Annotated in this window: 26 protein-coding genes, 1 pseudogene and 1 other annotated feature; of the genes and pseudogenes, 2 read left to right on the forward strand and 25 right to left on the reverse strand. The window is 37.4% G+C overall.

Features of this window, described 5'->3' with window-relative positions; genetic code table 11:
• Positions 1–8 precede the first annotated feature (8 nt).
• Together ACUN26_RS15965 and ACUN26_RS15970 are read right to left on the reverse strand one after the other, a co-directional pair.
• Complete coding sequence (locus ACUN26_RS15965; protein WP_000580590.1) at positions 9–287, reverse strand: helix-turn-helix domain-containing protein; 279 nt, start codon at positions 285–287, stop codon at positions 9–11.
• Positions 288–782: 495 nt separating this feature from the next.
• A complete protein-coding gene (locus ACUN26_RS15970; protein WP_000277762.1) occupies positions 783–2303 on the reverse strand; it encodes a recombinase family protein in 1521 nt (506 codons plus the stop codon).
• 51 nt (positions 2304–2354) lie between these two features.
• Between ACUN26_RS15970 and ACUN26_RS15975 the strand changes: the two are divergent.
• Positions 2355–3260, forward strand: a pseudogene (locus ACUN26_RS15975) (hypothetical protein); the annotation flags it as partial.
• A 165-nt stretch (positions 3261–3425) separates the two neighbouring features.
• Positions 3426–3680 carry a YbeF family protein gene (locus tag ACUN26_RS15980; protein ID WP_001003941.1) on the forward strand — a complete coding sequence of 85 codons (255 nt, stop codon included), beginning with the start codon at positions 3426–3428 and terminating at the stop codon, positions 3678–3680.
• A 90-nt stretch (positions 3681–3770) separates the two neighbouring features.
• On the opposite strand, the gene pyrE is transcribed toward ACUN26_RS15980, so the two are convergent.
• The 23 genes from pyrE to sigE form a co-directional block, all read right to left on the reverse strand.
• Positions 3771–4403, reverse strand: coding sequence for an orotate phosphoribosyltransferase (gene pyrE, locus ACUN26_RS15985; RefSeq protein WP_000711460.1), 633 nt, complete (start codon positions 4401–4403; stop codon positions 3771–3773).
• Positions 4400–5116, reverse strand: coding sequence for an orotidine-5'-phosphate decarboxylase (gene pyrF, locus ACUN26_RS15990; RefSeq protein ID WP_000083496.1), 717 nt, complete (start codon positions 5114–5116; stop codon positions 4400–4402). The genes pyrE and pyrF overlap by 4 nt, the downstream gene beginning before the upstream one ends.
• Positions 5101–6030, reverse strand: coding sequence for a dihydroorotate oxidase B catalytic subunit (gene pyrD / locus ACUN26_RS15995; protein WP_001081059.1), 930 nt, complete (start codon positions 6028–6030; stop codon positions 5101–5103). Before pyrD ends, pyrF begins: the two co-directional genes overlap by 16 nt.
• Positions 6027–6806, reverse strand: coding sequence for a dihydroorotate oxidase B electron transfer subunit (gene pyrK / locus ACUN26_RS16000; protein ID WP_000983363.1), 780 nt, complete (start codon positions 6804–6806; stop codon positions 6027–6029). Before pyrK ends, pyrD begins: the two co-directional genes overlap by 4 nt.
• The gene (gene carB, locus ACUN26_RS16005) at positions 6803–10021 is read right to left on the reverse strand and encodes a carbamoyl-phosphate synthase large subunit (RefSeq protein ID WP_001126140.1); all 3219 of its coding nucleotides are present in this window, start codon (positions 10019–10021) and stop codon (positions 6803–6805) included. Before carB ends, pyrK begins: the two co-directional genes overlap by 4 nt.
• Positions 10006–11103, reverse strand: a complete 1098-nt coding sequence (locus ACUN26_RS16010) for a carbamoyl phosphate synthase small subunit (RefSeq protein WP_000828672.1) — start codon at positions 11101–11103, stop codon at positions 10006–10008. Before ACUN26_RS16010 ends, carB begins: the two co-directional genes overlap by 16 nt.
• Positions 11100–12386 carry a dihydroorotase gene (gene pyrC, locus ACUN26_RS16015; RefSeq protein WP_001108361.1) on the reverse strand — a complete coding sequence of 429 codons (1287 nt, stop codon included), beginning with the start codon at positions 12384–12386 and terminating at the stop codon, positions 11100–11102. The genes ACUN26_RS16010 and pyrC overlap by 4 nt, the downstream gene beginning before the upstream one ends.
• A complete protein-coding gene (gene pyrB, locus ACUN26_RS16020; protein ID WP_000018838.1) occupies positions 12370–13284 on the reverse strand; it encodes an aspartate carbamoyltransferase in 915 nt (304 codons plus the stop codon). The genes pyrC and pyrB overlap by 17 nt, the downstream gene beginning before the upstream one ends.
• A gap of 148 nt (positions 13285–13432) precedes the next feature.
• Entirely contained in the window at positions 13433–14716 is a 1284-nt protein-coding gene (uraA, locus tag ACUN26_RS16025) for a uracil permease (protein WP_000435917.1), read from the reverse strand.
• Positions 14717–14862: 146 nt separating this feature from the next.
• Positions 14863–15405: a bifunctional pyrimidine operon transcriptional regulator/uracil phosphoribosyltransferase gene (gene pyrR / locus ACUN26_RS16030; protein WP_001156491.1), complete on the reverse strand. Its 543-nt coding sequence runs from the start codon at positions 15403–15405 to the stop codon at positions 14863–14865.
• A gap of 204 nt (positions 15406–15609) precedes the next feature.
• Complete coding sequence (locus tag ACUN26_RS16035) at positions 15610–16518, reverse strand: RluA family pseudouridine synthase (protein ID WP_000005848.1); 909 nt, start codon at positions 16516–16518, stop codon at positions 15610–15612.
• A gap of 4 nt (positions 16519–16522) precedes the next feature.
• Positions 16523–16981 carry a lipoprotein signal peptidase LspA gene (gene lspA, locus ACUN26_RS16040; RefSeq protein ID WP_000642176.1) on the reverse strand — a complete coding sequence of 153 codons (459 nt, stop codon included), beginning with the start codon at positions 16979–16981 and terminating at the stop codon, positions 16523–16525.
• 124 nt (positions 16982–17105) lie between these two features.
• Positions 17106–17435 carry a hypothetical protein gene (locus ACUN26_RS16045; RefSeq protein WP_001002952.1) on the reverse strand — a complete coding sequence of 110 codons (330 nt, stop codon included), beginning with the start codon at positions 17433–17435 and terminating at the stop codon, positions 17106–17108.
• 156 nt (positions 17436–17591) lie between these two features.
• Complete coding sequence (gene ileS2 / locus ACUN26_RS16050; protein ID WP_000455940.1) at positions 17592–20357, reverse strand: isoleucine--tRNA ligase; 2766 nt, start codon at positions 20355–20357, stop codon at positions 17592–17594.
• Positions 20358–20428: 71 nt separating this feature from the next.
• Positions 20429–20653: a binding site (T-box leader), on the reverse strand.
• A 51-nt stretch (positions 20654–20704) separates the two neighbouring features.
• The gene (divIVA, locus tag ACUN26_RS16055; protein WP_001131611.1) at positions 20705–21211 is read right to left on the reverse strand and encodes a septum site-determining protein DivIVA; all 507 of its coding nucleotides are present in this window, start codon (positions 21209–21211) and stop codon (positions 20705–20707) included.
• Positions 21212–21300: 89 nt separating this feature from the next.
• On the reverse strand, positions 21301–22068 hold the full coding sequence (locus ACUN26_RS16060; protein WP_000029703.1) for a YlmH family RNA-binding protein: 768 nt from the start codon (positions 22066–22068) through the stop codon (positions 21301–21303).
• A gap of 15 nt (positions 22069–22083) precedes the next feature.
• Positions 22084–22347 (reverse strand): YggT family protein, encoded by a 264-nt coding sequence (locus tag ACUN26_RS16065; RefSeq protein WP_000214326.1) that lies wholly within the window; start codon positions 22345–22347, stop codon positions 22084–22086.
• Between the two features lie 6 nt (positions 22348–22353).
• Entirely contained in the window at positions 22354–22824 is a 471-nt protein-coding gene (locus tag ACUN26_RS16070) for a cell division protein SepF (protein ID WP_000119137.1), read from the reverse strand.
• A gap of 19 nt (positions 22825–22843) precedes the next feature.
• Entirely contained in the window at positions 22844–23518 is a 675-nt protein-coding gene (locus ACUN26_RS16075) for a YggS family pyridoxal phosphate-dependent enzyme (protein WP_000218001.1), read from the reverse strand.
• Positions 23515–24333 carry a peptidoglycan editing factor PgeF gene (pgeF, locus tag ACUN26_RS16080; RefSeq protein WP_001209015.1) on the reverse strand — a complete coding sequence of 273 codons (819 nt, stop codon included), beginning with the start codon at positions 24331–24333 and terminating at the stop codon, positions 23515–23517. The genes ACUN26_RS16075 and pgeF overlap by 4 nt, the downstream gene beginning before the upstream one ends.
• Before the next feature lie 118 nt (positions 24334–24451).
• Positions 24452–24736, reverse strand: coding sequence for a YlmC/YmxH family sporulation protein (locus ACUN26_RS16085; RefSeq protein WP_033657297.1), 285 nt, complete (start codon positions 24734–24736; stop codon positions 24452–24454).
• Between the two features lie 171 nt (positions 24737–24907).
• Positions 24908–25687: an RNA polymerase sporulation sigma factor SigG gene (gene sigG, locus ACUN26_RS16090; protein ID WP_000197755.1), complete on the reverse strand. Its 780-nt coding sequence runs from the start codon at positions 25685–25687 to the stop codon at positions 24908–24910.
• A 157-nt stretch (positions 25688–25844) separates the two neighbouring features.
• Positions 25845–26564, reverse strand: a complete 720-nt coding sequence (sigE, locus tag ACUN26_RS16095; protein WP_000976947.1) for an RNA polymerase sporulation sigma factor SigE — start codon at positions 26562–26564, stop codon at positions 25845–25847.
• Positions 26565–26583 lie beyond the last annotated feature (19 nt).

The following is a 26583-nucleotide window of genomic DNA, read 5'->3' on the forward strand; positions in this document are numbered from 1 at the left end:
CCATTTAGTTATTTAATTCTTTGTTCCTTTAGTTCTACAATTCTTTTCACTGATACCAGTTCTAGTTGACTGATATTCAAAGCATGAATACCGTCCATGATTTTAGCTTCATAGTGTGGCGAAAGTGGTAACTCACCACGTTCCAGCTTTGCTAGTACACTTTGGTCTATTTTGCATACCTCACCGAACTTTCCCTGAGTCATATTTCTACTTAAACGAACGTATTTAATCATTTGATAATTTACCTTTCGTTCGTGCGGTAAGCTGTTCACATTTACACCAATCATTTATCTCACCTCAGTTTCTTTAAAGTTCCTATTTTAGGAAGTCATGACAAATTAAAAATGACGCGTCATAAGACACGCCTTCACATAGGGAAATTATTCACGTAGGAAATCCTCAACAAGACTTCCACACTTACTTGTTCTTGACGACTAGGGACATTACTGGTGATAAAAACAAGTTTTTTAAATTTATTTTCAAATCAATGTCCTAATTCATTCCGTATTTGCAAGTACCTAACTGACAACACAAATTCAGTGAGGTGCTAGTACAGATGAAAGATGTAAATAGAAGTAGAAAAACGGAAGGAAATAATGGATTATTAAGTAACAAAAAAAATCAATCTGAATACCATGGCTTACATGGGGTGATGTGTTTATGAAAAATAAACGTATACCTAAAGTAACCATAATTAAAGCCACTAATCCTAACTATAAACAAGTAGCTGAAACAATCGTGAAATTATCTCAGCCTAACATAGAAACAAAGAAAGACGTTTCCTAATTGGAGACGTCTTTTTCTTTTAGCCTTATTTCAAATTCATCCACTGTATTTACAAGTTCTAGATGTTCAAACAGTAGTCTGTATACCCTATTTTGATTTTCAATGCTTTCGTTTTCAATGTTAATTAGCGAATCAACAGCGTTTTGAATAACTGCACTTCTATCATAGTCAGTCAAACTAGCAAGTAGTCGTTCATTATCTTCTAGTGCCACATTTAAATCCTTTAAATCCTTCGCTAAGGGTGGTACTAATCCTACATAATCTGCTTCAGATAAAACTCCTTTGATTAAATAGCTTTTAGCGTTTTGTATTTCAATTTGTATTTCAGCTATACGTTTTGATATATCCTTTATTTGTTCCATGACTTTAATTTTCATATCACTGGTTGTATCTATTTCTACACTTTCTATTTCTTCTCTTAATGAATCCTTATAGCTTTCAATAGCAATATAAAAGTGTGGAAGTAGTTCCTTCAATGAAATCGATTTATTAGGACATTTCTTCTCATTGTATTCACCCATAACCTTTTGGCATTTCCCCACCTGATAAGATGTAACCCCTTCTTTATTAGTCCATGATTTATGAATTGGTAACCTATTACCGCATATTCCACATACAACTAATCTATCCAGCACTGTATTGATTTTAGTATACCTGATACCTTGTGGGTTCCTGCTACGTGAACGAATCATGTTACTTATTTTTTGAAATTCTTCAATAGTTAATAATGCTGGATGTGTATCACGCACTATAACATCTTCCTCAAACATCTTACTGTAATAGTGGCTTTCACCTAAGTAAACACGATTAGCCAACATCCTTGTAATTGTACCTACGTCTTTCCATTTCTTATTAGATTTTGTGGTATACCCTAGTTGGTTAAGTTTCCCAATGATTTCAGCTATTACATATCCTTCTAATACTTTGTCTACAATAAACCTAAACGTCTTGCTTTCAATAGGGTGTGGTGTCAGTTTGTCCTTATCTTTGAAATAACCGAAAGGTAGCTTATTGACATATTTACCTTCCTTCGCACTTGCTAAAACCTTTACATTCATCCTATAAGCAAAGTTTTCAAGTTCTTGCTGATTCATAGCACCACGAATGATATTAGTTAGAAACTGATTTCTATCATTAGGGAAGATGTAGCCTTCACGTATGGAAAGGATAGCTATGTCAGTTCCCTTTAATTCTTCATACACATTCGTCTGTTCATTTACTGTACGATATAACCTTGATTCTTCCACAACAACAATTAAATCGTGCTTTCCATCTAAACAAGCATTCAGCATTTTATTGTATTCAATTCTATTTATGTCCGTTGACTTTGCAACATAATCATTATAAATCACGTAGTTGTTCCAGCCTTGATCTTTGCAGAAGTCCGTTAAACGCTTTAAATGGCTTTCAATTGTTTCTATCTCAGTCTTGCCTTGACTCTTCTTAGACTTCCTTATATACAGTGCTTTAGGCTTATCAGAGGGCTTATAGTCTGCCTGTGAGAACGGTTTATACAATTGCGTTTCACCTCATTTAATAAGTATTTATATACATTATAATAACATACTTTATCAGGCGACTTCGTTATTCAAGGTGCCCCGAAATTAACAGCGGATGCAGCTGGTTTACCAGTTTCTAGCGTCGTATCCGCAAGTGTCCCCCTCGTTATCGTTATGGGCGTTGTTACAACTTCTGTTGCTTTTTTCTTCTTACGAAAAGAATTTCATACAGGCTTATCGTTGCAAGACTCTTCTTCAGCAACTGAACCATCCAAAACTATCATTTTATTATCTCCTCACATAAAGAAATGGCTCGCCATATGTATCCCTATCGTATATATCATTGATATCCTTTGCATGATTCAATTTAAACTACAAGGAAGCGATGCAACAGCACTTATTGGCGGGACGACTGTTATTATGATTATCATTATTGCTCTCATCGCCTACAAAGGAAATGGCCTGAATAAAACGACCGATTATTTTATAGAAGGGCTCCAATTTGGATTTAAAATCTTTGGTCCAGTTATCCCAATTGCTGCACTTTTTTATTTAGGGGATAGCGGATTTGTAAAAATTATCGGGGACTATTTACCGAAAGGTTCACACGGAATCATTAACGACTTAGGAATCGCCTTATCTCAAACTGTTCCTTTAAACCAATATGTATCAGCGGGAACACTAACTATCGTTGGTGTCATAACAGGGTTAGATGGATCTGGCTTTTCCGGTATATCACTTGCTGGTTCGATTGCCAATCTTTTCGGCACAGCACTGGGGAATGGAACAGCTACATTAACAGCACTTGGGCAAATTGCTGCAATCTGGACCGGAGGCGGGACTTTGATTCCTTGGGCGCTTATTCCTGCCGCTGCCATTTGTAAAGTAGATCCATTTGAACTTGCACGCCGAAACTTTTTACCAGTTATAATTGGCTTAATTGTCACCACAATCGTTGCGATGTTTATTCTATAAAGTAAGCAGGTGTTCTCTTGCTTACTTTTTTATTGTGAAATCAATCATTTATTACGGACTTTCAAAAGGGATTATGTATATGTTAGCGAAGTTATATTAGGAGAGTATTTATTTCAAAACGTTTACGAGAAACAGATTACTTCCATTCGAAAAGGGGACATAACTATGAATGAATTGATTTTCGTCTTATTAATTTGTCCATTACTTATCTTTATCGTTTCTGTTATTGGAACCCGCAAGACGCAAACATATTACGTAATGCCAATTGTAACGTTTGCTAGTTTTTTAATACTAGGTGTCATCGCTTTTACTCCAAAATTTTTCTTTTGGATTGGCATGTATAGCATTTTCTCATTTATTGTTTCTTATATGACTCTCTTGTTTGTGAAAGGATATGAATTTGTAGAAAGCACTAAGTAGTTAGTAGTAAGGGGCTTTGATATTGATGGGAATTTGCTTGAATTTATATAAAAAGACGACCGCGTTCCCCCGCAGTCGTCTTTTTTCATATTACGCTGTGATCCAAGCTTCGTTAGCTGGATTTTTACGCCACTCTTGTAATTTTTTCGTTTCAGCTTGTCCGATCATACCTTTTTCTGCTGCTACTTCAGTTAATGCACTGTAGTCGCTTAAAGAGTATGATGCTACGTTAGCTGCTTCTAGTTTTTCTTTTCCTGCTTCTAACTCGTATGTGAAGATTGATACGATTCCTAATACTTCACAGCCTGCTTCGCGAAGTGCTTCTACACATGTAATTGCACTACCACCAGTTGAAATTAAGTCTTCTACTACTACAACTTTTTGACCTTTTTCAGCTTTTCCTTCAATTTGATTCCCTTTACCGTGGCCTTTTGCTTTACTACGTACGTAGCACATTGGTAAATTCATACGATCGCTTACCCATGCAGCGTGCGCAATACCAGCAGTTGCTGTTCCTGCAATAACCTCTACAGTTGGGAAGTGCTCTTTAATTAACTCTTCTAATCCAGCTGCAATCGCTTGACGTACTTTTGGATAAGATAAAGTTAAACGGTTATCACAATAAATTGGTGATTTCATACCTGAAGACCAAGTGAATGGATCATTCGGTTGTAAAAATACTGCTCCAATTTCTAATAAATGCGATGCGATTTCTTTTTTCATACTGTTACACCTTCCCACTGTTGTTTTACTGTTTTATACGCTTCAAGCGGATTTTCTGCTTTTGTAATACTACGCCCAACTACGATGTAGCTTGAGCCAAGTTCCCTCGCACGTTTCGGTGTTGCTACGCGCACCTGATCATTCACATCATCGCTTGCAAGACGGATCCCCGGTGTTACTGTTACAAATTCATTCCCGCATACTTCACGTAATTTTGGAACTTCAAGCGTTGAGCAAACAACGCCATCAAGTCCACTTTCTTTCGTTAATTTTGCATAATGAGCAACCGCTTCTTCTAACGTTTTCTCAATGCCGATCTCTTTTTTCATCATAGCTTCCGAAGTGCTTGTTAGTTGTGTAACTGCAATACAAATCGGTCTCTCTTTTCCTTCTTGCTTACCTTCCTCTAATCCCTCAATCGCAGCTTTCATCATACTGCTTCCCCCAGCAGCATGAACATTTACCATATCAACATCTAGACTAGCTAGGCTACGCATAGCGCTTTTTACTGTATTCGGAATATCATGAAGTTTTAAATCTAGAAAGATTTTATGTCCTTTTTCTTTTAAGTACGTAATAATCGCAGGGCCTTCTTTGTAAAATAACTCCATACCAACTTTGACAAATAACTCTTCCCCTTCAAAGTGGCGCAAGAATTGTTCTACATCTTGTTTCCCCGGAAAATCTAGTGCAACGATTAACGACTGTGACATGTTTGCTTCCAGCTCCTTCCTTGACATTCCGAAATGTGATCAAATCCTAATTCATCTAGTAATGCTGGTAACTCTTCAATAATTGTCGGACATACGAACGGATCTATGAAGTTCGCTGTACCTACTGCAACTGCGCTTGCACCAGCGTAGAAGAACTCAATTACATCTTCTGCTGACTCAATACCACCCATTCCGATAATTGGAATGTTAACCGCTTGGCTTACTTCATGTACCATACGAATTGCTACTGGCTTAATCACAGGACCTGATAGTCCGCCCGTACGGTTTGCTAAAATTGGTTGGGCTGTTTTTAAATCTAGACGCATACCAAGCAATGTATTAATCATCGTTAAACCATCTGCACCTGCATTTTCAATCGCTTTTGCAATTTCCACAATGTTTGCCACGTTCGGTGACAATTTCACGTATACAGGTACTTCAGAAACCTCTTTTACTCGCTTCGTTAAATCAGCAGCAATTTCAGGATTTGTACCAAAAGCGATACCACCTGTTTTTACGTTCGGACAAGAAATATTTAATTCTAGTGCATGGACATTAGGCGCTTTAGAAATTTCCTTTGCAACTGCTACGTAATCCTCAGCTTGTGAGCCCGCAACATTCGCAATGATTGGAAGATCAAATTGTTCTAACCATGGTAATTCAGAATTCATTACTTTTTCTAAACCTGGGTTTTGAAGTCCGATTGCATTTAACATGCCGCCTGGTGTTTCAGCAACACGAGGCGTCGGATTTCCATAACGTGGTTGTTCTGTCGTCGCTTTAATCATGATTGATCCTAGTACACTTAAATCGTAAAACTGTGCATATTCACGACCAAATCCAAAGCATCCAGATGCTGGTATAATTGGATTTTTTAATGACAATCCTGGTAATTCAACTTGCAATCTGTTCATAGTACAACCTCCCCAATTGGAAATACCGGTCCGTCGCTACACACCTTCTTATAAGAATGTCCACTTGGATCTTCTTGTAAGTGGCATACACATGCGAAACAAGCTCCAATACCACAACCCATACGTTCTTCTAATGAAATATAGGCTTTTTTCTCTTTGTAACGTCCTTCTAATGCACGAAGCATCGCTAACGGGCCACATGAATAAAGAATGTCAAAGTCGATTCCGTAATTATCAATTACATCTGTAACAAATCCCTTTGTACCGTGTGTGCCGTCTACTGTTGCAACGTACGTATCACCAAGTTCTGCAAATTTTTCTTCATAGAAAACAACATCTTTCGTTTGAAAACCTAAGATGTGAATCACACGTACACCTTTTGCAACGAGGCGCTGTGATAATTCATAAAGTGGTGGTACCCCAATTCCCCCGCCTACTAATAAAGCCGTTTGTCCTGTTTCTGCTTCTTCTACAGGAAAACCGTGTCCTAGTGGTCCTAGTACATCTACCATTTCACCTTGTTTTCTAGTTGCTAATGTTTTTGTCCCTTGTCCTTCCGCACGATATAGCATTGTAAACTCGTTCTTCTCTTGATCTACATTACAAATACTAATCGGGCGGCGCAGAAGGGGCGCAATGCCCTCTGCTACCTTAATGTGTACAAACTGCCCTGGTTCGTTCATTTGCTGTACTAACGTTCCTTGAAGCACTAATTCGTAAATGTTTTTTGCGATTTCTTTTTGGTTAACGACGATCATATTTTGCTTTTGCATCATGCATGTACCACCTCGTGACGCTTTGTTTGCGTAATTTCTTTCATTGAATGAGCTGAGAATGTCATAGATTCTAATACTCGTAAGATTGCTCTCGTTGTATCAAGTGATGTTAAGCAAGCCACACCGTTTTCTACTGATTCACGGCGAATGCGGAAACCATCACGCGCTGGTTGTTTTCCTTTTGTTAATGTATTGATTACAAACTGTGCTTTTCCTTGGCGAATAATATCTAGTAAGTTGTAGTCTTCAGAATCAATTTTGTTTACAACTTGTACTGGGATATTTTGCTCTGCTAATGTTTGTGCCGTTCCAGCTGTTGCTAATAAGTTATAGCCGATTTCATGGAAACGTTTTGCAATTTCCATCGCCTCTTCTTTATCTTTATCCGCTACAGTGATGATTACGGATCCGTGCGTTGGGATGTTAATTCCTGAGGCAACTAGCCCTTTGTATAATGCTTTTTCAAGCGTTAAGTCTTTCCCCATTACTTCCCCTGTTGATTTCATTTCAGGTCCTAATGTTGTATCAACTGAGCGTAGTTTCGCAAATGAGAATACTGGTGCTTTTACATACACTTCTTTCTCTTCTGGGTGATAGCCCGTTCCGTATCCTTGCTCTATTAGGTTTTGACCTAAAATAACTTTCGTTGCAACATTCGCCATCGGTACGCCTGTAATTTTACTTAAGAATGGTACTGTACGGCTCGCACGTGGGTTTACTTCAATTACATACACTTGATCTTTGAATACTACAAACTGGATATTTAGTAACCCAACAATGTTTAATCCTTTTCCAAGTGCAATTGTATGTTCAATAATTTGTTCTTTTAGTTCGTCAGATAAGCTTTGTGGTGGATATACTCCAATTGAATCCCCAGAGTGAACTCCAGCGCGTTCAATATGTTCCATAATACCTGGAATGAACACATTCTCACCGTCTGAAATTGCATCTACTTCAATTTCTTTACCAACCATGTAACGGTCGATTAATACCGGATGCTCTGCATGAACTTTAACTGCATTTTTCATGTAGTGCAGTAGTTCTTCTTGACGATATACGATTTCCATCGCACGTCCACCTAGTACGTAAGATGGTCTTACTAATACTGGGTAACCAATTTCTTCAGCGATTGCTACCGCTTGTTCTACAGTTGTTGCTGTTTTACCAACTGGTTGTGGGATTCCTAATTTTGTTAATGCAGCTTCGAATTTATCTCGATCTTCTGCGCGGTCTAAATCTTCAAGTGATGTTCCTAAAATTTTCACACCGTGTTCTTCTAATTTCGCCGCTAAGTTAATTGCCGTTTGTCCACCGAATTGTACGATAACACCTTCTGGCTTTTCTAAATCGATAATGTGCATTACATCTTCAATCGTTAATGGTTCAAAGTATAATTTGTCAGAAATACTGAAGTCTGTTGAAACTGTTTCTGGGTTGTTATTTACAATGATTGCCTCATATCCAGCTTCTTTAATTGCCCATACAGAGTGAACTGTTGCGTAGTCAAACTCAACACCTTGACCGATACGGATTGGACCAGACCCTAGTACAACCACACTCTTACGATCTGTTATAACCGATTCATTCTCGTCACCGTATGTGCTGTAGTAGTAAGGTGTTGCAGATTCAAACTCTGCCGCACAAGTATCTACCATTTTATAAACAGGAGTCATATTACTTTCTTTACGCATATCGTAAATTTCACGCTCTGTTTTGTTCCAAGCATTGGCGATGTAATGATCACTGAATCCCATTTCTTTTGCAGATTGTAACACTTCCATATTTCCTGCATTTTCTTTTACTTCGTGTTCCATGTTTACGATGTTTTCAATTTTTTGTAAGAAGAAGAAGTCCATTTCACACCATGAATTAATTTCTTCTTTCGTTACACCTTGACGGATTGCTTCTGCTACAACGAACAGACGCTCATCGTCAGCTTTTATAATACGTTTTTTCATTGTTTCTTTATCAAGTTCTTTTAAATGGTCTAATTCTAAGTGATAAATCCCTAGCTCTAAAGAACGAACCGCTTTTAATAATGATTGCTCTAAGTTACGTCCAATTGACATAACTTCACCAGTTGCCTTCATTTGTGTACCAAGCGTTCTGTTTGCTGATTCGAACTTATCAAATGGCCAACGTGGAATTTTTGAAACGACATAGTCTAATGCTGGCTCGAAGCAAGCGTATGTTTTTTGTGTTACTGGATTTACAATTTCATCTAATGTTAAACCGACTGCAATTTTCGCTGCTAACTTCGCAATTGGATATCCAGTTGCTTTAGATGCTAGTGCAGATGAACGACTCACACGCGGATTTACTTCGATTACATAGTATTGGAAGCTATGCGGATCTAGTGCAAGCTGAACGTTACAGCCACCTTCGATTCCTAATGCACGAATAATTCGTAATGAAGTGTTTCGTAACATTTGATACTCACGGTCACTTAATGTTTGACTCGGTGCTACAACGATTGAATCACCTGTGTGAACCCCAACTGGATCGATATTTTCCATGTTACATACTACAATCGCGTTATCATTCGAATCACGCATTACTTCATATTCAATTTCCTTACAACCAGCAATGCTCTTTTCTAATAAACATTGTGTTACTGGACTATGTTTTAATCCACCTGATACGATTTCAATTAGTTCTTCTTCATTACTACAGATTCCGCCACCTGTTCCCCCCATTGTAAATGCTGGGCGAACAATAACTGGATAACCAATTTCTTTTACAAATTCATGTGCTTCTTCTAGCGTATGAATAATGGTACTAGATGGAATTGGTTCATTTAATTCCTGCATTAATGTACGGAATAAATCACGATCTTCCGCTTGCTCAATTGCTGATAATTTTGTTCCTAAAATTTCAACTCCGCATTCTTCAAGTATGCCTGATTTCGCAAGTTCAACAGCCATATTTAGGCCTGTTTGACCACCTAATGTTGGTAGGATTGCATCTGGACGTTCTTTACGAATGATACGGCTTACGAATTCTAATGTTAATGGTTCTATATATACTTTATCTGCTGTTGCAGTATCTGTCATAATTGTTGCTGGGTTAGAGTTAACAAGGATTACTTTGTAACCTTCTTCTCTAAGAGATTGACAAGCTTGTGTACCAGAGTAATCAAACTCTGCTGCTTGCCCAATTACAATTGGTCCTGATCCGATTACTAAAATTGTGTTAATGTCTAGGCGTTTTGGCATAACTCTTCCCCTTCTTTCTTGAAGTTTTCAATCATTTCTAAGAAATCTTCGAATAAATCATTTGCATCTTCTGGTCCCGCTGAAGCTTCTGGATGGTATTGTACTGTAAATGCTGGAAACTTCGTATGACGAAGACCTTCTACTGTTCCATCATTTAAAGCAACATGTGTAATTTCAAGATTTGTATTTTCAACTGACTCTTCTTCTACTGCGTATCCATGGTTTTGAGAAGTAATTGCTACTTTTCCAGTTGCAAGATTTTTTACTGGATGATTTAAACCACGATGACCGAACTTCAACTTACTTGTATTTGCACCAGATGCTAATGCGAATAACTGATGTCCTAAGCAAATCCCGAATAAAGGAACTTTACCGATAATGTCTTTTAACATTTCAATTGCTTCTGGTACATCTTTTGGATCCCCAGGTCCATTACTTAACATAATTCCATCTGGGCTAAGGCGTAAAATCTCTTCTGCTGTTGTATTGTAAGGTACTACAATTACATCACAGTCACGCTTATTTAATTCTCTTAAAATACCATGTTTCATTCCGAAGTCTACAAGTACAACTCGATGACCACGGCCTGGGCTTGGGTATGGGTCTTTCGTTGATACGCGTTTTACATGATCTGTAAATACTGTCGCTTTTAATTGGCTCACAATGTACTCTACATCTGCATCCATGTTACAAAGTCGTCCGCGTAATGTACCGTATTGACGAATTTTTCTCGTTAATTTTCTCGTATCAATTCCTGCTAATCCTGGAATGTTTCTTTCTTTTAAGTAATCATTTAACGAAATTTCATTACGGAAGTTTGATGGATGATCACAAATTTCATTTACGATTAAACCATTTACAGATGGGTGAATGGATTCAAAATCGTCACGGTTAATGCCGTAGTTTCCGATTAATGGGTACGTAAATGTTACGATTTGACCGCAATATGATGGATCAGATAATGTTTCTTGATATCCAGTCATTCCTGTTGTAAATACAACCTCACCTGACTTTTCGATTTCGCCTCCGAAACCTTTTCCAATTAATACTGTTCCATCTTCTAAGATAAGTTGTCTTTTCATACTAATGCACTCTCCTTTTGCCATGCGATCTTACCGCCAACGATTGTCATTACCGGCCATCCTTGGCATTTCCAACCTGCGAATGGTGTATTTTTTCCTTTTGATAAGAAAGTTTTTGGATCAATCTCTTCTTCTTGTTCTAAATCAATGATTGTAATATCAGCTACTCTACCTTCTTTCAGGCGACCTGCTTCTAAACCGAATGTATCAGCTGGTTTTTCTGTTAAGAATTGAATTAACTGTTCTAATGTAATAATTCCTTTTTTCACAAGGTTTGTGTATAGAAGTGGGAATGCTGTTTCAAAACCAGTAATTCCGAATGGTGCTCTTTCAATTCCTTGTGCTTTCTCTTCCGCTGTATGCGGTGCATGGTCAGTTGCGATCATATCGATCGTTCCATCTAATAGCCCTTCAATTAACGCTGCGTGGTCTTCTTTTCCACGAAGCGGTGGGTTCATTTTAAAGTTAGGATCAGCTGATGGGATATCATCTTCACATAACACTAAGTGATGCGGTGTTACTTCTGCTGTTACTTTAATTCCAGCACGTTTTGCATCACGGATTACACGTACAGACCCTTTCGTACTTACGTGACATACGTGATAGTGACAATCTGCCGCCTCAGCAAGCAGTATATCCCTTGCAATATGTACAGATTCACATACTGATGGGATACCGTTTAATCCGTGTTTCTCAGAAAACTTCCCTTCATGTACACAACCTTTATTAATAAGTGTATTTTCTTCACAGTGTGCAACTACTGCCATATTCAACTTCGCTGCACGCTTCATAGCAGCTAGCATCATGCTCGCATCTTGTACGCCTACTCCATCATCAGTGAAAGCGAATGCTCCAAGCTCTTTTAACGTTTCGAAATCTGTCATTTCAGAACCTGCTTGACGTACTGTAATTGCTCCATATGGTAATACATTTACGTGTGCTTTTTCTTTAATACGTTTTTGTAAGTCTTCCATATGTTCCCTGCAATCTGGTACTGGACGTGTATTTGGCATTGCGCAAATTGTAGTGAATCCACCTTTTGCCGCTGCTAGTGTGCCTGTTGCAATTGTTTCTTTATGTTCACCACCTGGCTCACGAAGATGTACATGTACATCTACTAATCCAGGTGCGATTAACTTTCCGTTCACATCGATTACTTCAGCATTATCTGCCGTAATATTTTCTGCTACTTTCGCAATTTTACCGTCTTGTACGAGAAGATCTGTTGCTACGATTATTCCTTCTTCATTCATATAACGACCATTTTTAAACAAATAATTCATGTTTCATTCCTCCTAATACATTTGGTAAGGCGCGTTTTAGTACAGCCATTCTTACGTAAACTCCATTTTCCATTTGTTTAAATATGCGTGAACGCTCACACTCAACAAGTTCACTTGCAATTTCCACATCCCGGTTGAAAGGAGCTGGATGCATAATAATGCTTCCTTCTTTCATACGTTTTTCTCTTTCAAGCGTTAATCCGTGTTTTTCATGATACTCTTTCATAATGTCTGTTTCATAATGATCATGACGCTCATGCTGTACACGAAGTAACATCATTACATCAACTTCTGGAACTAGCTCATCTAAGTTTTTGTACGTTCCAAATGTGTTTTTTTCATCTTTCCACTCTTCTGGGCTTGCAAAATAAATCGTTGCCCCAAGCTTCGTTAATGTTTCAGCATTGGATCGTGCTACTCGGCTATGGCGAATATCTCCAACAATTGCAATCTTTAAACCTTCAAAACTTCCAAACTCTTGTTTAATTGTTAGAAGGTCGAGCAGACATTGCGTTGGATGATTTCCGCATCCATCTCCAGCATTTAAGATTGGAATGTTTACTTGATCTTTTAGCTCATCGAAGTAACGATCTTGCTCGTGGCGGATGACTACCGCTTTTGTTCCGATTGATTCCAGTGTTTTTATCGTGTCGTATAACGTTTCTCCTTTTTGTACGCTAGATGAATCTGCTGAAAAGTTTAATACGTCAAGTCCTAATCTCTTCTCAGCAACTTCGAAGCTAAATCTCGTTCTCGTACTATTCTCAAAGAACAAGTTCGCAACAAAAGTTTGCTCTGTTGTTTTACTCTCTTTCCCATTCGCGAAATCTTCTGCGTCTTTTAGGATTTCTGAAATTTCTAGTTCCGATAATTCACTCATCGTTAACAAATGGCTCATCGTCATCCCTCGTCTTTCTAATTTTTATGATAGCATTTATGGATATTTATAACAACATTTGCATAAAAATACCCTAGTCATGTGAGACTAGGGTGCAAGGAAGAAGCCACCCTTTTCTGTCTCACAGGACTGAATTAAAAGGTTGTTTTTATGAAGCAATCTGCTTAGATTGTTTTATTTGTTTCGTTTCTGGTAGTAGTAGATTTAACAGTACACCTACAATTGCTGCTAGTGCCATTCCTTCTACTTGGAACGATTCTCCTACGTGAAGTACCGCTCCGCCAATACCAATTACTAGTATAACTGATGCAATCATTAAGTTTCGTTTGTCACTTAAATCTGTTCTATCATCTACCATCATGCGTAAACCACTTGATGCGATTACACCGAATAGTAAGATTGATACACCACCCATAACTGGTGTTGGAATCGAGTGGATCAGTGCTGAAATCTTCCCGATAAATCCAAACATGATTGCGAATACTGCTGAACCGATGAATAAGTATACACTATACGCTCTCGTAATTGCTAGCACACCGATGTTTTCACCGTATGTTGTATTCGGTGGTCCACCGATTAGTGATGCGATTAATGTTGCTACCCCATCCCCAAAGATTGAACGGTGTAAACCTGGTTTTTCAATTAAATCTCTTTTAATAACATTTCCAAGTACAATTTGATGTCCGATATGTTCTGAAATTGTTACTAGTGCTACTGGCACCATTAAGAGTACAATCTTCCACGAAAACTCTGGTGTGTATGTTACAAACGGTACTGTGAAATCAGGTACGACAAACCATTTCGCCTCAGCTACCGGTTTTAAATCTACTAGCCCTTGGAAGTAAGCGAAGATATATCCGCCGATGATTCCAAGTAACACCGGTATGATGCTGAAAAATCCTCTTCCAAATATGGAGCAAATGATTGTAATTGCTAATGTTACTAGTGCTACTGAAAAGTGTGTAATGCTATACTTACCATCCGCACCGTTCATCGCCATGTTCACTGCTGTATGTGCTAAAGCTAAACCGATTACCATTACTACCGGACCAACTACGATTGGCGGCAGTAATTTCATAATCCACGCTGATCCAGATTTCTTAATTCCGATTGAAATTAAGATGTACACCATTCCTGCAAGTAAGCCACCAAGCATCGCTGCTCCGGGGCCACCTGCTGTTTTTGCTGCAATAATCGGTGCGATAAAGGCGAATGATGATCCTAAATACGCAGGTACTTGACCTTTCGTTATAAGAAGAAACGCTAGCGTTCCTAATCCACTTGATATTAACGCTACTGACGGATTCAATCCTGTTAAAAATGGAACAAGCACTGTTGATCCAAACATCGCGAACAAATGTTGTATACTTAAAAATAACCATTTTCCCGGTTTCGGTACTTCATTAACGTCTAACACTGGCTTTTGTTCCATTGTTACATCCTCCTTCAGTTTAAATCTTTGCAATAAAAAAACTCTTTGTGCCTGTGCACAAAGAGTCCTATACTTTCGTATGCCAAATTCGACATATGAAAGCCAAGACCCTTTGGCAGCCTCACAGGACTACATTTAAAAGGGCTTTACTTATCGTATATACTTACTCGATCTTGTTGATCTGTCTCTTGCAAATCAACTTCGATACGCTCTTCACTTGATGTTGGAATGTTCTTTCCTACATAATCAGCGCGAATTGGTAATTCACGATGTCCTCTATCTACAAGGACAGCTAATTGAATTTGTGATGGTCTTCCTAAATCCATAAGAGCATCCATCGCAGCTCGAACTGTTCTTCCTGTATACAATACATCATCTACAAGGATTACTTTTTTCTTCGTAATATCTACTGGAATATCTGAACCTTTTACTAGTGGTTCTTTATTCTTTGATTGAAGTGTTAAGTCATCACGATATAAAGTTATATCTAACTCTCCTACTTCCATCTCTTTTCCTTCAATCTGACCAATTCGTTCTGCCAAACGTTGTGCAATAAAAATTCCACGTGTTTTAATTCCGACAAGAACACAATTATCCACACCTTTATTTCGTTCCACAATTTCATGACTAATTCGTGTTAAAGCGCGGCGAATCATTTGGTCATCTAAAACGACAGCTTTTTCCTGCATGCTCTACACCTCCAAGCTATTTTTCTTGCGTGAGAGTAATGGTATAAAAAAAGTCCTCTCAGCGTGTGCGAGAGGACTTTTGAAAAAAGGGTACAACATACCCTAAGTATTTCAAACCGTTACCTTCTCAACCTCACGGGGCTGTGTTAAAGGATCATTATTTAACTGTTGTCAGTATCTCAGTTTTCTCATGATTTGTCAATACTATTTCCGTAAAATATTTAAAGTCTCTTCAAACACTTCTGGAATCGGTGCCTCAAACTGAATATATTCACCAGTACGAGGGTGGTCAAATCCTAAAATACCTGCATGAAGTGCCTGTCCATTCATGTCTAATGTTTTCTTTGGTCCATACTTTGGATCTCCTGCAAGTGGATAGCCAATATATTTCATATGAACACGAATTTGGTGTGTACGTCCTGTTTCTAAGCGACATTCTACAAGTGTGAAATCTTTGAAACGCTCTAACACTTGGAAATGCGTAACAGCATGCTTACCATTTTCATCAACTGTCATACTTTGACGTTCTTTCTTATCACGAGCAATCGGAGCATCAATCGTTCCCTTATCATGCGGAATAACACCGTGTACAATCGCTTTGTAACGTCTTGTTACTGTTTTTGCTACAAGTTGATTTACAAGTGATTCGTGTGCCATATCATTTTTAGCAACCATTAATAGGCCAGATGTATCTTTATCAATACGATGCACGATACCAGGACGCATTACACCGTTAATGCCTGATAAATCTGTACAATGATGCATAAGACCATTCACAAGTGTGCCACTTGTATGACCTGGTGCTGGATGTACAACCATACCACGTGGCTTATTTACAACAAGTACATCTGCATCTTCATAATAAATTTCTAAGTTCATATCTTCCGCTTGAATATCTAACTCTTCCGGATCAGGAATCGTTACTGTAATTTCATCATTTTCTTTAACTTTATAATTTACTTTTACCGATTTCCCATTCACTGTTACAACATCATCTTTAATCCATTGCTGTACTTGTGAACGTGACCATTCACTGTTAATTTCTGCAACGAATTTATCGATTCGCTCACTTTTTTGTTCTTCTGCAACTGTTACCTGTACTACTTCACTCATTCAATTACTCCTTCGTTTTCTTGCCTTCTAATAATGTTTGAATAATAATTAATACAACACCAATACATAACGCTGAATCAGCTACATTGAATACTGGATAGTTGTACGAGAAAATATACACGTGAATAAAATCCACTACTTCTTGTCTAAATACACGATCAATAAAGTTACCAATTGCTCCACCTAAAATTAGACCTAATGAAATTCCTAGAAGCTTGTCTGTTTGTGCATATTTTTTCATATACATTACGATAAATACTACAAAGACAACCGTAATAATGTAGAAAAACCACATTTTATTTTCTAAAATCCCCCAGGCAGCTCCTCTATTTCGATGTGATGTTATGTATAATACATTATCGATTATCGGAATGCTCATACCCAATTCCATGTTCTTTACAATTAGCCACTTCGATATTTGATCGATGGCAATGACAAATAACGCTATTACATAATATATCATTTTCATTTCCCCCACAAAGACAGTGTACCTCAAAATTTTAGCATAGCTGCTACCTTTTCACAATGAACCTTTATAGAAGAATAAAATAAATTAAAAAAAGGTAATATAATATCGTTGTGCGTATTCATACATTTACCTTTTCATAGAAAAATTCATGAATCGTACGGGCAGTCGGCATTGTTTTCATTTGCTTTGTCGAAATTACTCTCCCCGTCTCTTCACAAATACCGTACATATCTATTTCCATTTTAAATAATGCGCGTTCTACATCCTTTAAGTCCTCTTTTATATCATGTAATAGCAATTTTTTCTTTATCTCTTCCTTAATTTCATATCCAAGCTCTTGGCTGAACTCAGCATCATATTTGTGCATTACTTCTTTAGCTAGTCTCTCTTGCAACTCTTTTCTCATCAATTGCAATTCTTCTTTTATTTCCATGTAAATTTCATTCACGTGTACATTCCTCCTAGCTGTAATGTACAGTTAGTGTGTCCGAAATTTATTTGCTTACCTCACACACATTTTTCCTTCACAGGAAAGAGCCTGAAAGTTATTTCGATATACCATCAATAAAAAAACTGACTGCATCAATAGCAGTCAGTTTTTTTATTATTTTACATAGTTTTCTTTAACAACTGATGCACAACGCTCACATAATGTTTCATGTTCAGCATCTTTACCAATTGTTTCTGAAACTACCCAACAACGTTCGCATGTTTCACCAGTTGCTTGAGAAACGACAACCGCTGTATGCTCATACTTAGGCGCATCTGCTGGAGCTTCTTCCATCATACCACCAAGTTTATATTCAGAAACGATGAATAATTGCTTCAAGTCTTCGCTAATAGACTCTAACATTACTTTCATTTCTGCAGTTGGATAAAGAGTAATGCTCGCATTTAATGACTTACCAATTACTTTCTCATTACGAGCTACTTCTAACGCTTTTAATACGTCATCACGTAATGTCATAAATGCATCCCATTTCGCTTTTAACGCTTCCGAACCCTCTACTTCTGTAGCTTCCGGCATGTTAGTTAACTGTACGCTTTCTTCTGTTACACCTGGAACATATGGCCATACTTCATCAGCTGTATGAGGTAAGATTGGTGTTACAAGTTTCGTTAATGCAACAAGAACGTCATATAATACAGTTTGAATTGCACGACGATCCGCGTGATTTGCACCTTCAATGTATAAAATGTCTTTTGCAAAGTCTAAGTAGAATGAACTTAGATCAATTGTACAGAAGTTGTGAATAGCATGATATACAGCAGCAAAGTCATATGTTTCATATGCTTCTTTTACTTTTGTAATTAAGTCATTTAACTTCACTAACATGTAACGATCTACTTCACGAAGTTCAGCTACCGCTACTGTGTTTTCACTTGGCTTAAAGTCATCTAAGTTGCCTAATAAGAAACGGAATGTGTTACGGATTTTACGATACACTTCTGCTACTTGTTTTAAAATATCATCTGAAATACGTACGTCAGATTGATAGTCAACAGATGATACCCATAAACGTAAAATATCTCCGCCTAATTGATCCATAATTTTCTTCGGTACGACGATGTTTCCAATCGACTTACTCATTTTACGTCCTTCACCATCTAGTACGAAACCATGGCTTAGTACGCCTTTATATGGAGCTTTACCTGTTACAGCAACTGCTGTTGATAATGAAGAGTTAAACCAACCACGATATTGGTCAGATCCTTCTAAATATAAATCAGCTGGACGTTGTAAGTCATCGCGCTCTTCTAATACCGCTTGGTGAGATGAACCTGAGTCGAACCATACATCCATGATATCTGTTTCTTTACGGAATTCACCATTTGGGCTACCTGGATGTGTAAATCCTTCTGGTAATAAATCTTTCGCTTCACGCTCAAACCATACGTTAGAACCGTGTTCACGGAATAAATCTGCTACATGGTTAATTGTTTCATCTGTAATAATTGGATCACCATTCTCAGCATAGAATACAGGAATTGGCACACCCCATGCACGCTGACGAGAAATACACCAGTCACCACGGTCACGAACCATGTTATGAAGACGAGTTTCGCCCCATGCTGGTACCCATTTCGTTTCCGCAACAGCTTCTAATAACTCTTTACGGAATGCTTCAATAGATGCAAACCACTGTGCTGTCGCACGGAAAATAATTGGTTTTTTCGTTCTCCAATCATGTGGGTATGAATGCGTAATGAATGTTAGTTTCAGTAACGCGCCTACTTCTTCTAATTTTTCTGTAATTGGCTTGTTAGCTTTATCATAGAATAAGCCTTCAAATCCAGGTGCTTCATTTGTTAATACACCTTTATCATCAACTGGGCAAAGTACTTCTAATCCATACTTTTTACCAACAACGAAGTCATCTTCCCCATGTCCTGGTGCTGTATGAACACAACCTGTACCTGCATCTGTTGTTACGTGATCTCCTAGCATAACTAATGAATCACGCTCGTAGAATGGGTGTTTTGCAACTGTATACTCAAGTTCGCTACCTTTTACCGTTTTCACAACTTCAGCTTTTTCCCACTCTAACGTTTTTGCAACTGTCTCAAATAATTCAGAAGCGATAATATATTTCTCGTCATTTACTTTTACAATGCTATATTCAAGCTCTGGATGAACAGAAATACCTAAGTTCGCAGGTAATGTCCAAGGAGTTGTTGTCCAAATGATAAATTTCTCATCACCTTCTAATACGTTCTTTCCGTCTTTTACAGGGAACGCTACATAAATAGATGCTGATTTTTTATCTTGGTATTCAATTTCAGCTTCTGCTAAAGCAGACTCACTTGTTGGAGACCAGTAAACTGGTTTTTGCCCTTTATAGATGTAACCTTTTTTCGCCATATCACCAAACACTTTAATTTGTTGTGCTTCATAAGCTGGCTCTAAAGTAATATATGGATTATCCCAATCTGCACGTACACCTAGGCGCTTAAATTGTTCACGTTGACGTTCTACTTGTTCATATGCATACTCTGCACATAACTTACGGAACTCAGCAACTGTCATTTCTTTACGTTTTACACCTTTATTCGTTAACGCTTGTTCGATTGGTAAACCGTGCGTATCCCAACCTGGAACATATGGTGCACTGAAACCAGTCATTGACTTATAGCGAACAATAAAGTCTTTTAACACTTTATTTAATGCATGTCCCATATGAATGTCACCATTCGCATATGGAGGTCCATCATGCAACACAAATAAAGGACGGCCTTTTGTATGTTCTTGTACTTTTTCATAAATATTCATTTCAGCCCATTTTTCTTGCATTGCAGGCTCACGTTTTGGTAAATTCCCACGCATTGGGAACTCTGTTTTTGGCATCAGTAATGTATTTTTGTACTCCATGCTCAATTCCTCCTTACATGTATAAAAGAAATACTTAAAAAACGGAATAAAAAAGAGACCTTCTCATCCCAAAAAGGGACGAGAAAGTCTCCCGCGGTACCACCCTAGTAGATTCTATACATATGTATAAAACCCTCTTTATATTCTTAACGCGAATACACGCCTACGCTTACTCTATTTGTTCAGCGCGGAACTCCAGGGTGATATTCCCACTAATCTCCTTATCCTGAGCTTACACCGTCCTCAGTTCGCTATATAAGGTTTGAAAAGGTACTTATCCCTATCTTCGTTTTTCTTAATAAATATGTTGTTTAAAATTATATGTAATAATGAGAAAAACGTCAAGCTTACACTGTTTCTTCTTTTTTCAACAGCTCATCTACTTCGTCTTCTAACTCAATTAGTTTATCCCAATCATCGTTGTTTAGCATTTCAAGCTGTGTCTCTAATAACATACGGAAACGAGTTCGGAATACTTTCGCTTGTTTCTTTAGCTCTTCAATATCAAAAGCAACTTTTCTTGATTTTACTAAAGCTTCGTTAATGATACGATCTGCATTTTTTTCAGCTTCACGTACGATTAATTTCGCTTCTTTTTGCGCATTACGTTTTACTTCTTCCGCTGCTTCTTGTGCAACAACGATAGATTTGTTTAACGTATCTTCAATGTTAGAAAAATGATCTAACTTTCCTTCTAATTGCGCAACTTTTTCTTCTAAAGCTTTTTTCTCACGAATGACTAATTCATAATCTTTGATAATTTGATCAAGAAACTCATTTACTTGATCTTCATCATAGCCACGGAATCCGCGACCAAATTCTTTGTTATGAATATCTAATGGTGTTAACGGCACAACGCCACCTCCAAGTAGTTATCTAAATTTCCTCTTTCAATTATATCTTTTCTTCGACAAAATAGGAGGATTTCCTTCTAAAAAACCAATCATTTTAGTATACCATACAAAATTCTCCATTTGTCGCGTTTTGTTCTACCTTCTACAGAAAACAATTTACTTCGCCCATATCCTCTCACCGAAAACACATCTCCTGGATAACATTCATAAGAAGTTTGCTCTACTGTTTTCCAATTGACTTTTACTAAACCATTTTTTATGAAAGGTTGCACTTTCTGTCTGGATATATGTAACATTTCAGCCAACATAACATCTAAGCGAAGTGAAGAAACCGTTCCAGATTTCTCTCCCCACGTTTCATGAGTCTGTAGAATTTGTTCTCCTTGTACTGCTGATAAGGAGACTTTTACTTTCCCTATTGCTTGTAAGTTCATCTCAATGTAAGATACGATTTCTTTCGCAACTACAATTTGGGCACGATTTTCTTGAAGCAAAATATCACCACATTTTTCTCTCGTTAAACCAAGTGACATAAATGTACCTAATATTTGCCTATGTTCTAGCGTATAAAACTTGGAAGGATAGTCAATTTCTAATACTTCTACTTGAAATTCTTCTTCATTTAATTCTAGATAGTCTGGATAAATAAGTGCTCTTCTACGCTCTGCGTAAGGCGTTGCACCATCAAATTGCACAGCAACATCTCCTTGTCCAATTACCATAGAAACAATTTGTTGCTGTCTTGGATCAAGGAAATCTGTTAGTTTCACTTGATGGTACTCTGCTGCTCGCTTCCACTCTAGCACTTTATCTACAAAGACCTCTTCATCAGGTCTGAAATGTTCGTAAATGCTCATGTATTTAGCCTCTTATTACAAGAAATAGCTGAACAAACTGAACAAACCACTTTTAGCAAGTTTTAACGCAAAAATCGCAACGAGTGGAGAGATATCAATCATACCAAACGGCGGAATAAATCTGCGAAATGGTTCTAAATACGGTTCACAAATACGTGCAAGAAAATCTCCAAAAGTTGATTCCTTTGCACCAGGAAACCATGATAGGAGGATGTAAATGATAAGTGCCCACGAGTAAATCTCGATAGCAGTAAGTAAAACATTTAAAACGGTTGTCATGGCGTATTACCACCTCTTTATATTTGTTTCTTCTTCTTCGCCGAATAATTCTGAAATTGCACCAACAATATCTACATTTTCAGGTGTACACATAAATGTTTTCGGTCCTATTTTTTGAATGTCCCCGCCTATAGCGTATACAGTACCACTTAAAAAGTCAACGATACGTACTGCTTGATCAGTAGACATTCTTTGCAAATTAATTACAACAGCTCGTCTACCTTTCAAATGGTCCGCAATACCTTGCGCTTCCGAATACGTGCGTGGTTCTAATAAAACAACTTTTGAAGATTGCTTTGCCGTTTCAATGCTCACAACATTTTGTTTCGGTTGTGCTTTCGGAAACGTAACATCTTGTTGTTCCGGCGGATCTTGCTGCTTCTTCATATCCGTTTGCTCCTTTTCATAGCTATATTGAGCTGCTTCTTTTTCTTCTGGTGTATCAAAAAAGAAGTATTTTACTTTTGACCAACTCATAATAAGATTCTCCTTCCTTTTACGCTTTTCCTACTAAAATCGTTCCCAAACGAATATATGTAGCACCTTCTTCAATTGCAATCGTGTAATCATTGGACATTCCCATTGATAATTCTTTACATGGCGCATGTAATAGATTTAGCTCCTGCACCTCTATTTGTAGCTTGCGCAAGTCCTTAAAGCAGCGACGAACTTCTTCCTCTTCTTCTGTAAATGGCGCCATCGTCATTAGTCCAACCACTTCAATCTTATCCAATTCTTGCAAACTTTGAATAAAAGAAACTGTTTCTTCTATTGCCAATCCTTGCTTTGATTCTTCAGATGAGGTTTTCACTTGAATAAAGCATTTCACTTTCTTATCAGCACGTTTCTGAATTTCTTTCGCCAGAGAAAGACGATCTAACGAATGTAAATAATCAATTTCATTAATGATTTCTTTTACTTTTCTCGTTTGTAATGAGCCAATAAAGTGCCAATTAACTTTTGAGCCAAAATGCTCGTATTTCTGTAAGAAACCTTCATTTCTATTTTCACCTAAATCGATAATTCCAGCTTCCATTACTTCGTTTGTTTTTTCAATCCCTACAGTTTTTGTAACTGCAACAAGTTTAATATCTTGCAACGAACGTCCAGCTCGTGTGCAAGATTCTTTAATAGCTTCGTTTACAATTATTAAATTTTCTTGTACTGTCACTTGTTTTCTTCCTCCTTAAAACCTATGAAACTCAACATTCTCCCTGTCTTCCCTTGATCACGACGATGAGAGAAAAATAGTTGTTCTTCACAGCTTGTACAAAGAGATGACATTACAATATGCTCTTCTTTTATGCCTGCTTGTACACATAATACACGATTAATTTCTTTTAAATTAATTGCGTACTGTCCATCAGAAATTTTTTTATATGGGACAGAACCGTTTACTACTTGCTGTGCCGCTGTTAACACTCTATCATCAACAACATAACAACAAGATCCGATTGCCGGTCCAATTGCAACATGAATTTCATCACTTGAAATCCCTTCTGCACTCCATTTTTGAATCATTTCATTTGCAATCTCTTTTACAGTCCCTTTCCACCCAGCATGCGCAAGTCCTATCATACCATGTGATGGTGCATAAAAATAGAGTGGGACACAATCCGCGTAACAAGACGTTAAAAGAACATCGTTATTAGTCGTATAAATGCCATCTGTTTTTGAAATGCCATCCTCATATGAATAGACGCCACTTCCTTTTTCTTGTTGTCCTACTTTTTCAACCTGGTGATCATGAACTTGTTCAGAGCAAATCCAGTTTTCCAATGGTTTTTGTAACTTATTTGCTAAAATGCGTCTGTTTTCATGAACGTTCTCCACGATATCATTCACATGTAATCCTAAATTCATCGCATGAAAGGAGCCCGTACTTATCCCACCATCTTTTGTCGTAAATCCAGCAGTAATGTTTCCAAGTTCTTTCCACGCTTGTAAATACAGTATACCGTCCACATATTTAAATGGTTCTCTCATAAAGCGGCTCCTTTTTAATTAAAATAACAGAAAAAAGCATGGTACTTCCTGTCTATTTTACCATACTTTTATTTTTTCATAATACCAACAGAAAAAAAAGAGGAATTTGTAATATTCTTTATGAAATTGTCGTTGTTTGTATTGATTCTGTTACAGAATTAACAGGATTTACTCTTACAAGTATGACATCTTCCCCGATTTTCATAACTTCCTCCCAAGGAACTATAATTTCTACGTCTTTCCCAAAAATCCCAAGCATACGTGCCTGTTTGGAAATAATAATAGAGCAAATCTTCCCTGTATCGATATCAATCTCAATATCTCCAATATTTCCAAGCCTTTTCCCATCTGAAATATTTATAACATCCTTCATCTGTAACTCTGAAATCCGTATCACTCTCATCCTCTCCCTTATATGGCGAATTGGAAGTACACAGACTACTGTATTTCATATTAACAGGAAGTAACCGCTACTAAGGTTCATATTATTTTCATTATATGAACACGACCTCATTGCTATGAACGCAAACTATAATAGTACATATAAAAAGGCCTCACCATAAATGGTGAGACCTTATCCTTGAATCGTTTTATTCATTTGTTTAATAGCCGATTTCTCTAAGCGTGATACTTGAGCTTGAGAAATCCCGATTTCTTCTGCAACTTCCATTTGTGTTTTTCCTTGAAAGAACCGTTTTCGAATAATCATCTTTTCACGATCATTTAAACGCTTCATGCCTTCTTTCAGCGCTAACTCTTCAACCCACTGCTCGTCCTTTTGTTTTTCATCACTTAATTGATCCATAACAAAGATAGGATCTCCCCCATCGTTATAAATCGGCTCAAATAATGACACTGGATCTTGAATCGCATCTAAAGCAAATACAATCTCTTCGTGAGTCACTTCTAGCACTTTTGCAATATCCATTGCTGTTGGTTCTTTTGAATTTTCTGCGATCAATTTTTCTCTTACTTGCAACGCTTTATACGCAATATCTCGTAACGAGCGAGATACGCGAATCGGATTGTTGTCACGCAAATATCTGCGTATTTCTCCAATAATCATCGGCACAGCATACGTTGAAAATTTTACATTTTGGCCTAAATCAAAGTTATCAATGGATTTCATAAGTCCGATGCAACCAACTTGAAATAAATCGTCAACATATTCTCCTCTGTTATTAAATCTTTGGATGACGCTCAATACAAGACGTAAGTTTCCATTCACTAATTTCTCTCTTGCGCTTATCTCTCCACTTTGCATTTCACGAAATAATTTACGCATTTCTTCATTTTTTAGTACTGGAAGTTTTGCTGTATCAACACCGCAAATTTCTACTTTGTTTCTCGTCAAAGTGTTCCCTCCTATCGGGAGTTGCTGTACAGTGTAAAGTATTTCCTTTGAAGGGGATTTTATGCATGTGGTTTTCTCTTCATTTTTCATTTTAATTCCCCCTTCTTCTACAACTAAACAGAATAAGACCAGCCTACATAAAGGCTGGTCTTATTCTTTACACCATTTTATTAAATTCTTTTCGTAACCTTTTTATGATTCTTTTTTCTAAACGTGAAATGTATGACTGTGAAATCCCAAGCATATCCGCCACATCTTTTTGCGTCTTTTCCTCTTCTCCAGCAAGCCCAAATCGAAGCTCCATAATTTGTTTTTCCCGATCATTTAATTGGTGCAATGCTTTCATTAGAAGATGACGATCTACAGTAGCCTCTAAATCTTTTGTAATAATATCATCATCTGTACCTAATACATCTGATAACAACAGTTCATTCCCATCCCAATCAATGTTAAGCGGTTCATCAAAAGACACTTCCGAACGATTTTTATTATTTCGGCGCAAATGCATTAAAATCTCATTTTCTATACAACGAGATGCATATGTTGCTAATTTTATTTTCTTTTCTGGATTAAATGTATTTACCGCTTTAATAAGGCCAATTGTTCCTATACTGATTAAATCTTCAATATTTATCCCTGTATTTTCAAATTTCCTTGCTATATATACAACTAGCCGTAAGTTGCGTTCAATAAGTAATGACCTTGCAGCTTGATCGCCTTTTGGCAATTTATTCAAAAGAACTTCTTCTTCTTCTTTCGTTAACGGCGGTGGCAACGCTTCACTTCCACCAATATAATAAATTTCATCGGTCTTAATTCCTAGTTTCAGCAATACTTTATACCAAAGGTATACTAAATAAAATTTTAATTTCATCATATTATCCCGCCTCTCATAA

It is taken from the genome of Bacillus sp. WC2503 (assembly GCF_052682895.1).

What these genes read in the sequence shown, in the direction of transcription:
- pyrD (WP_001081059.1), bottom strand. Translation starts at nt 6,030, where the DNA reads ATGAACAGATTGCAAGTTGAATTACCAGGATTGTCATTAAAAAATCCA.
- ACUN26_RS15980 (WP_001003941.1), top strand. Translation starts at nt 3,426, where the DNA reads ATGAATGAATTGATTTTCGTCTTATTAATTTGTCCATTACTTATCTTT.
- pgeF (WP_001209015.1), bottom strand. Translation starts at nt 24,333, where the DNA reads ATGAGAGAACCATTTAAATATGTGGACGGTATACTGTATTTACAAGCG.
- ACUN26_RS16035 (WP_000005848.1), bottom strand. Translation starts at nt 16,518, where the DNA reads ATGAGTGAAGTAGTACAGGTAACAGTTGCAGAAGAACAAAAAAGTGAG.
- ileS2 (WP_000455940.1), bottom strand. Translation starts at nt 20,357, where the DNA reads ATGGAGTACAAAAATACATTACTGATGCCAAAAACAGAGTTCCCAATG.
- sigE (WP_000976947.1), bottom strand. Translation starts at nt 26,564, where the DNA reads ATGATGAAATTAAAATTTTATTTAGTATACCTTTGGTATAAAGTATTG.
- pyrK (WP_000983363.1), bottom strand. Translation starts at nt 6,806, where the DNA reads ATGATGCAAAAGCAAAATATGATCGTCGTTAACCAAAAAGAAATCGCA.
- ACUN26_RS16070 (WP_000119137.1), bottom strand. Translation starts at nt 22,824, where the DNA reads ATGAGTTGGTCAAAAGTAAAATACTTCTTTTTTGATACACCAGAAGAA.
- ACUN26_RS16085 (WP_033657297.1), bottom strand. Translation starts at nt 24,736, where the DNA reads ATGAGAGTGATACGGATTTCAGAGTTACAGATGAAGGATGTTATAAAT.
- ACUN26_RS15965 (WP_000580590.1), bottom strand. Translation starts at nt 287, where the DNA reads ATGATTGGTGTAAATGTGAACAGCTTACCGCACGAACGAAAGGTAAAT.
- uraA (WP_000435917.1), bottom strand. Translation starts at nt 14,716, where the DNA reads ATGGAACAAAAGCCAGTGTTAGACGTTAATGAAGTACCGAAACCGGGA.
- ACUN26_RS16010 (WP_000828672.1), bottom strand. Translation starts at nt 11,103, where the DNA reads ATGAAAAGACAACTTATCTTAGAAGATGGAACAGTATTAATTGGAAAA.
- pyrE (WP_000711460.1), bottom strand. Translation starts at nt 4,403, where the DNA reads ATGAAAAAAGAAATCGCATCGCATTTATTAGAAATTGGAGCAGTATTT.
- carB (WP_001126140.1), bottom strand. Translation starts at nt 10,021, where the DNA reads ATGCCAAAACGCCTAGACATTAACACAATTTTAGTAATCGGATCAGGA.
- pyrB (WP_000018838.1), bottom strand. Translation starts at nt 13,284, where the DNA reads ATGAGCCATTTGTTAACGATGAGTGAATTATCGGAACTAGAAATTTCA.
- ACUN26_RS16060 (WP_000029703.1), bottom strand. Translation starts at nt 22,068, where the DNA reads ATGAGCATTTACGAACATTTCAGACCTGATGAAGAGGTCTTTGTAGAT.
- ACUN26_RS16065 (WP_000214326.1), bottom strand. Translation starts at nt 22,347, where the DNA reads ATGACAACCGTTTTAAATGTTTTACTTACTGCTATCGAGATTTACTCG.
- lspA (WP_000642176.1), bottom strand. Translation starts at nt 16,981, where the DNA reads ATGATATATTATGTAATAGCGTTATTTGTCATTGCCATCGATCAAATA.
- pyrF (WP_000083496.1), bottom strand. Translation starts at nt 5,116, where the DNA reads ATGTCACAGTCGTTAATCGTTGCACTAGATTTTCCGGGGAAACAAGAT.
- pyrC (WP_001108361.1), bottom strand. Translation starts at nt 12,386, where the DNA reads ATGAATTATTTGTTTAAAAATGGTCGTTATATGAATGAAGAAGGAATA.
- pyrR (WP_001156491.1), bottom strand. Translation starts at nt 15,405, where the DNA reads ATGCAGGAAAAAGCTGTCGTTTTAGATGACCAAATGATTCGCCGCGCT.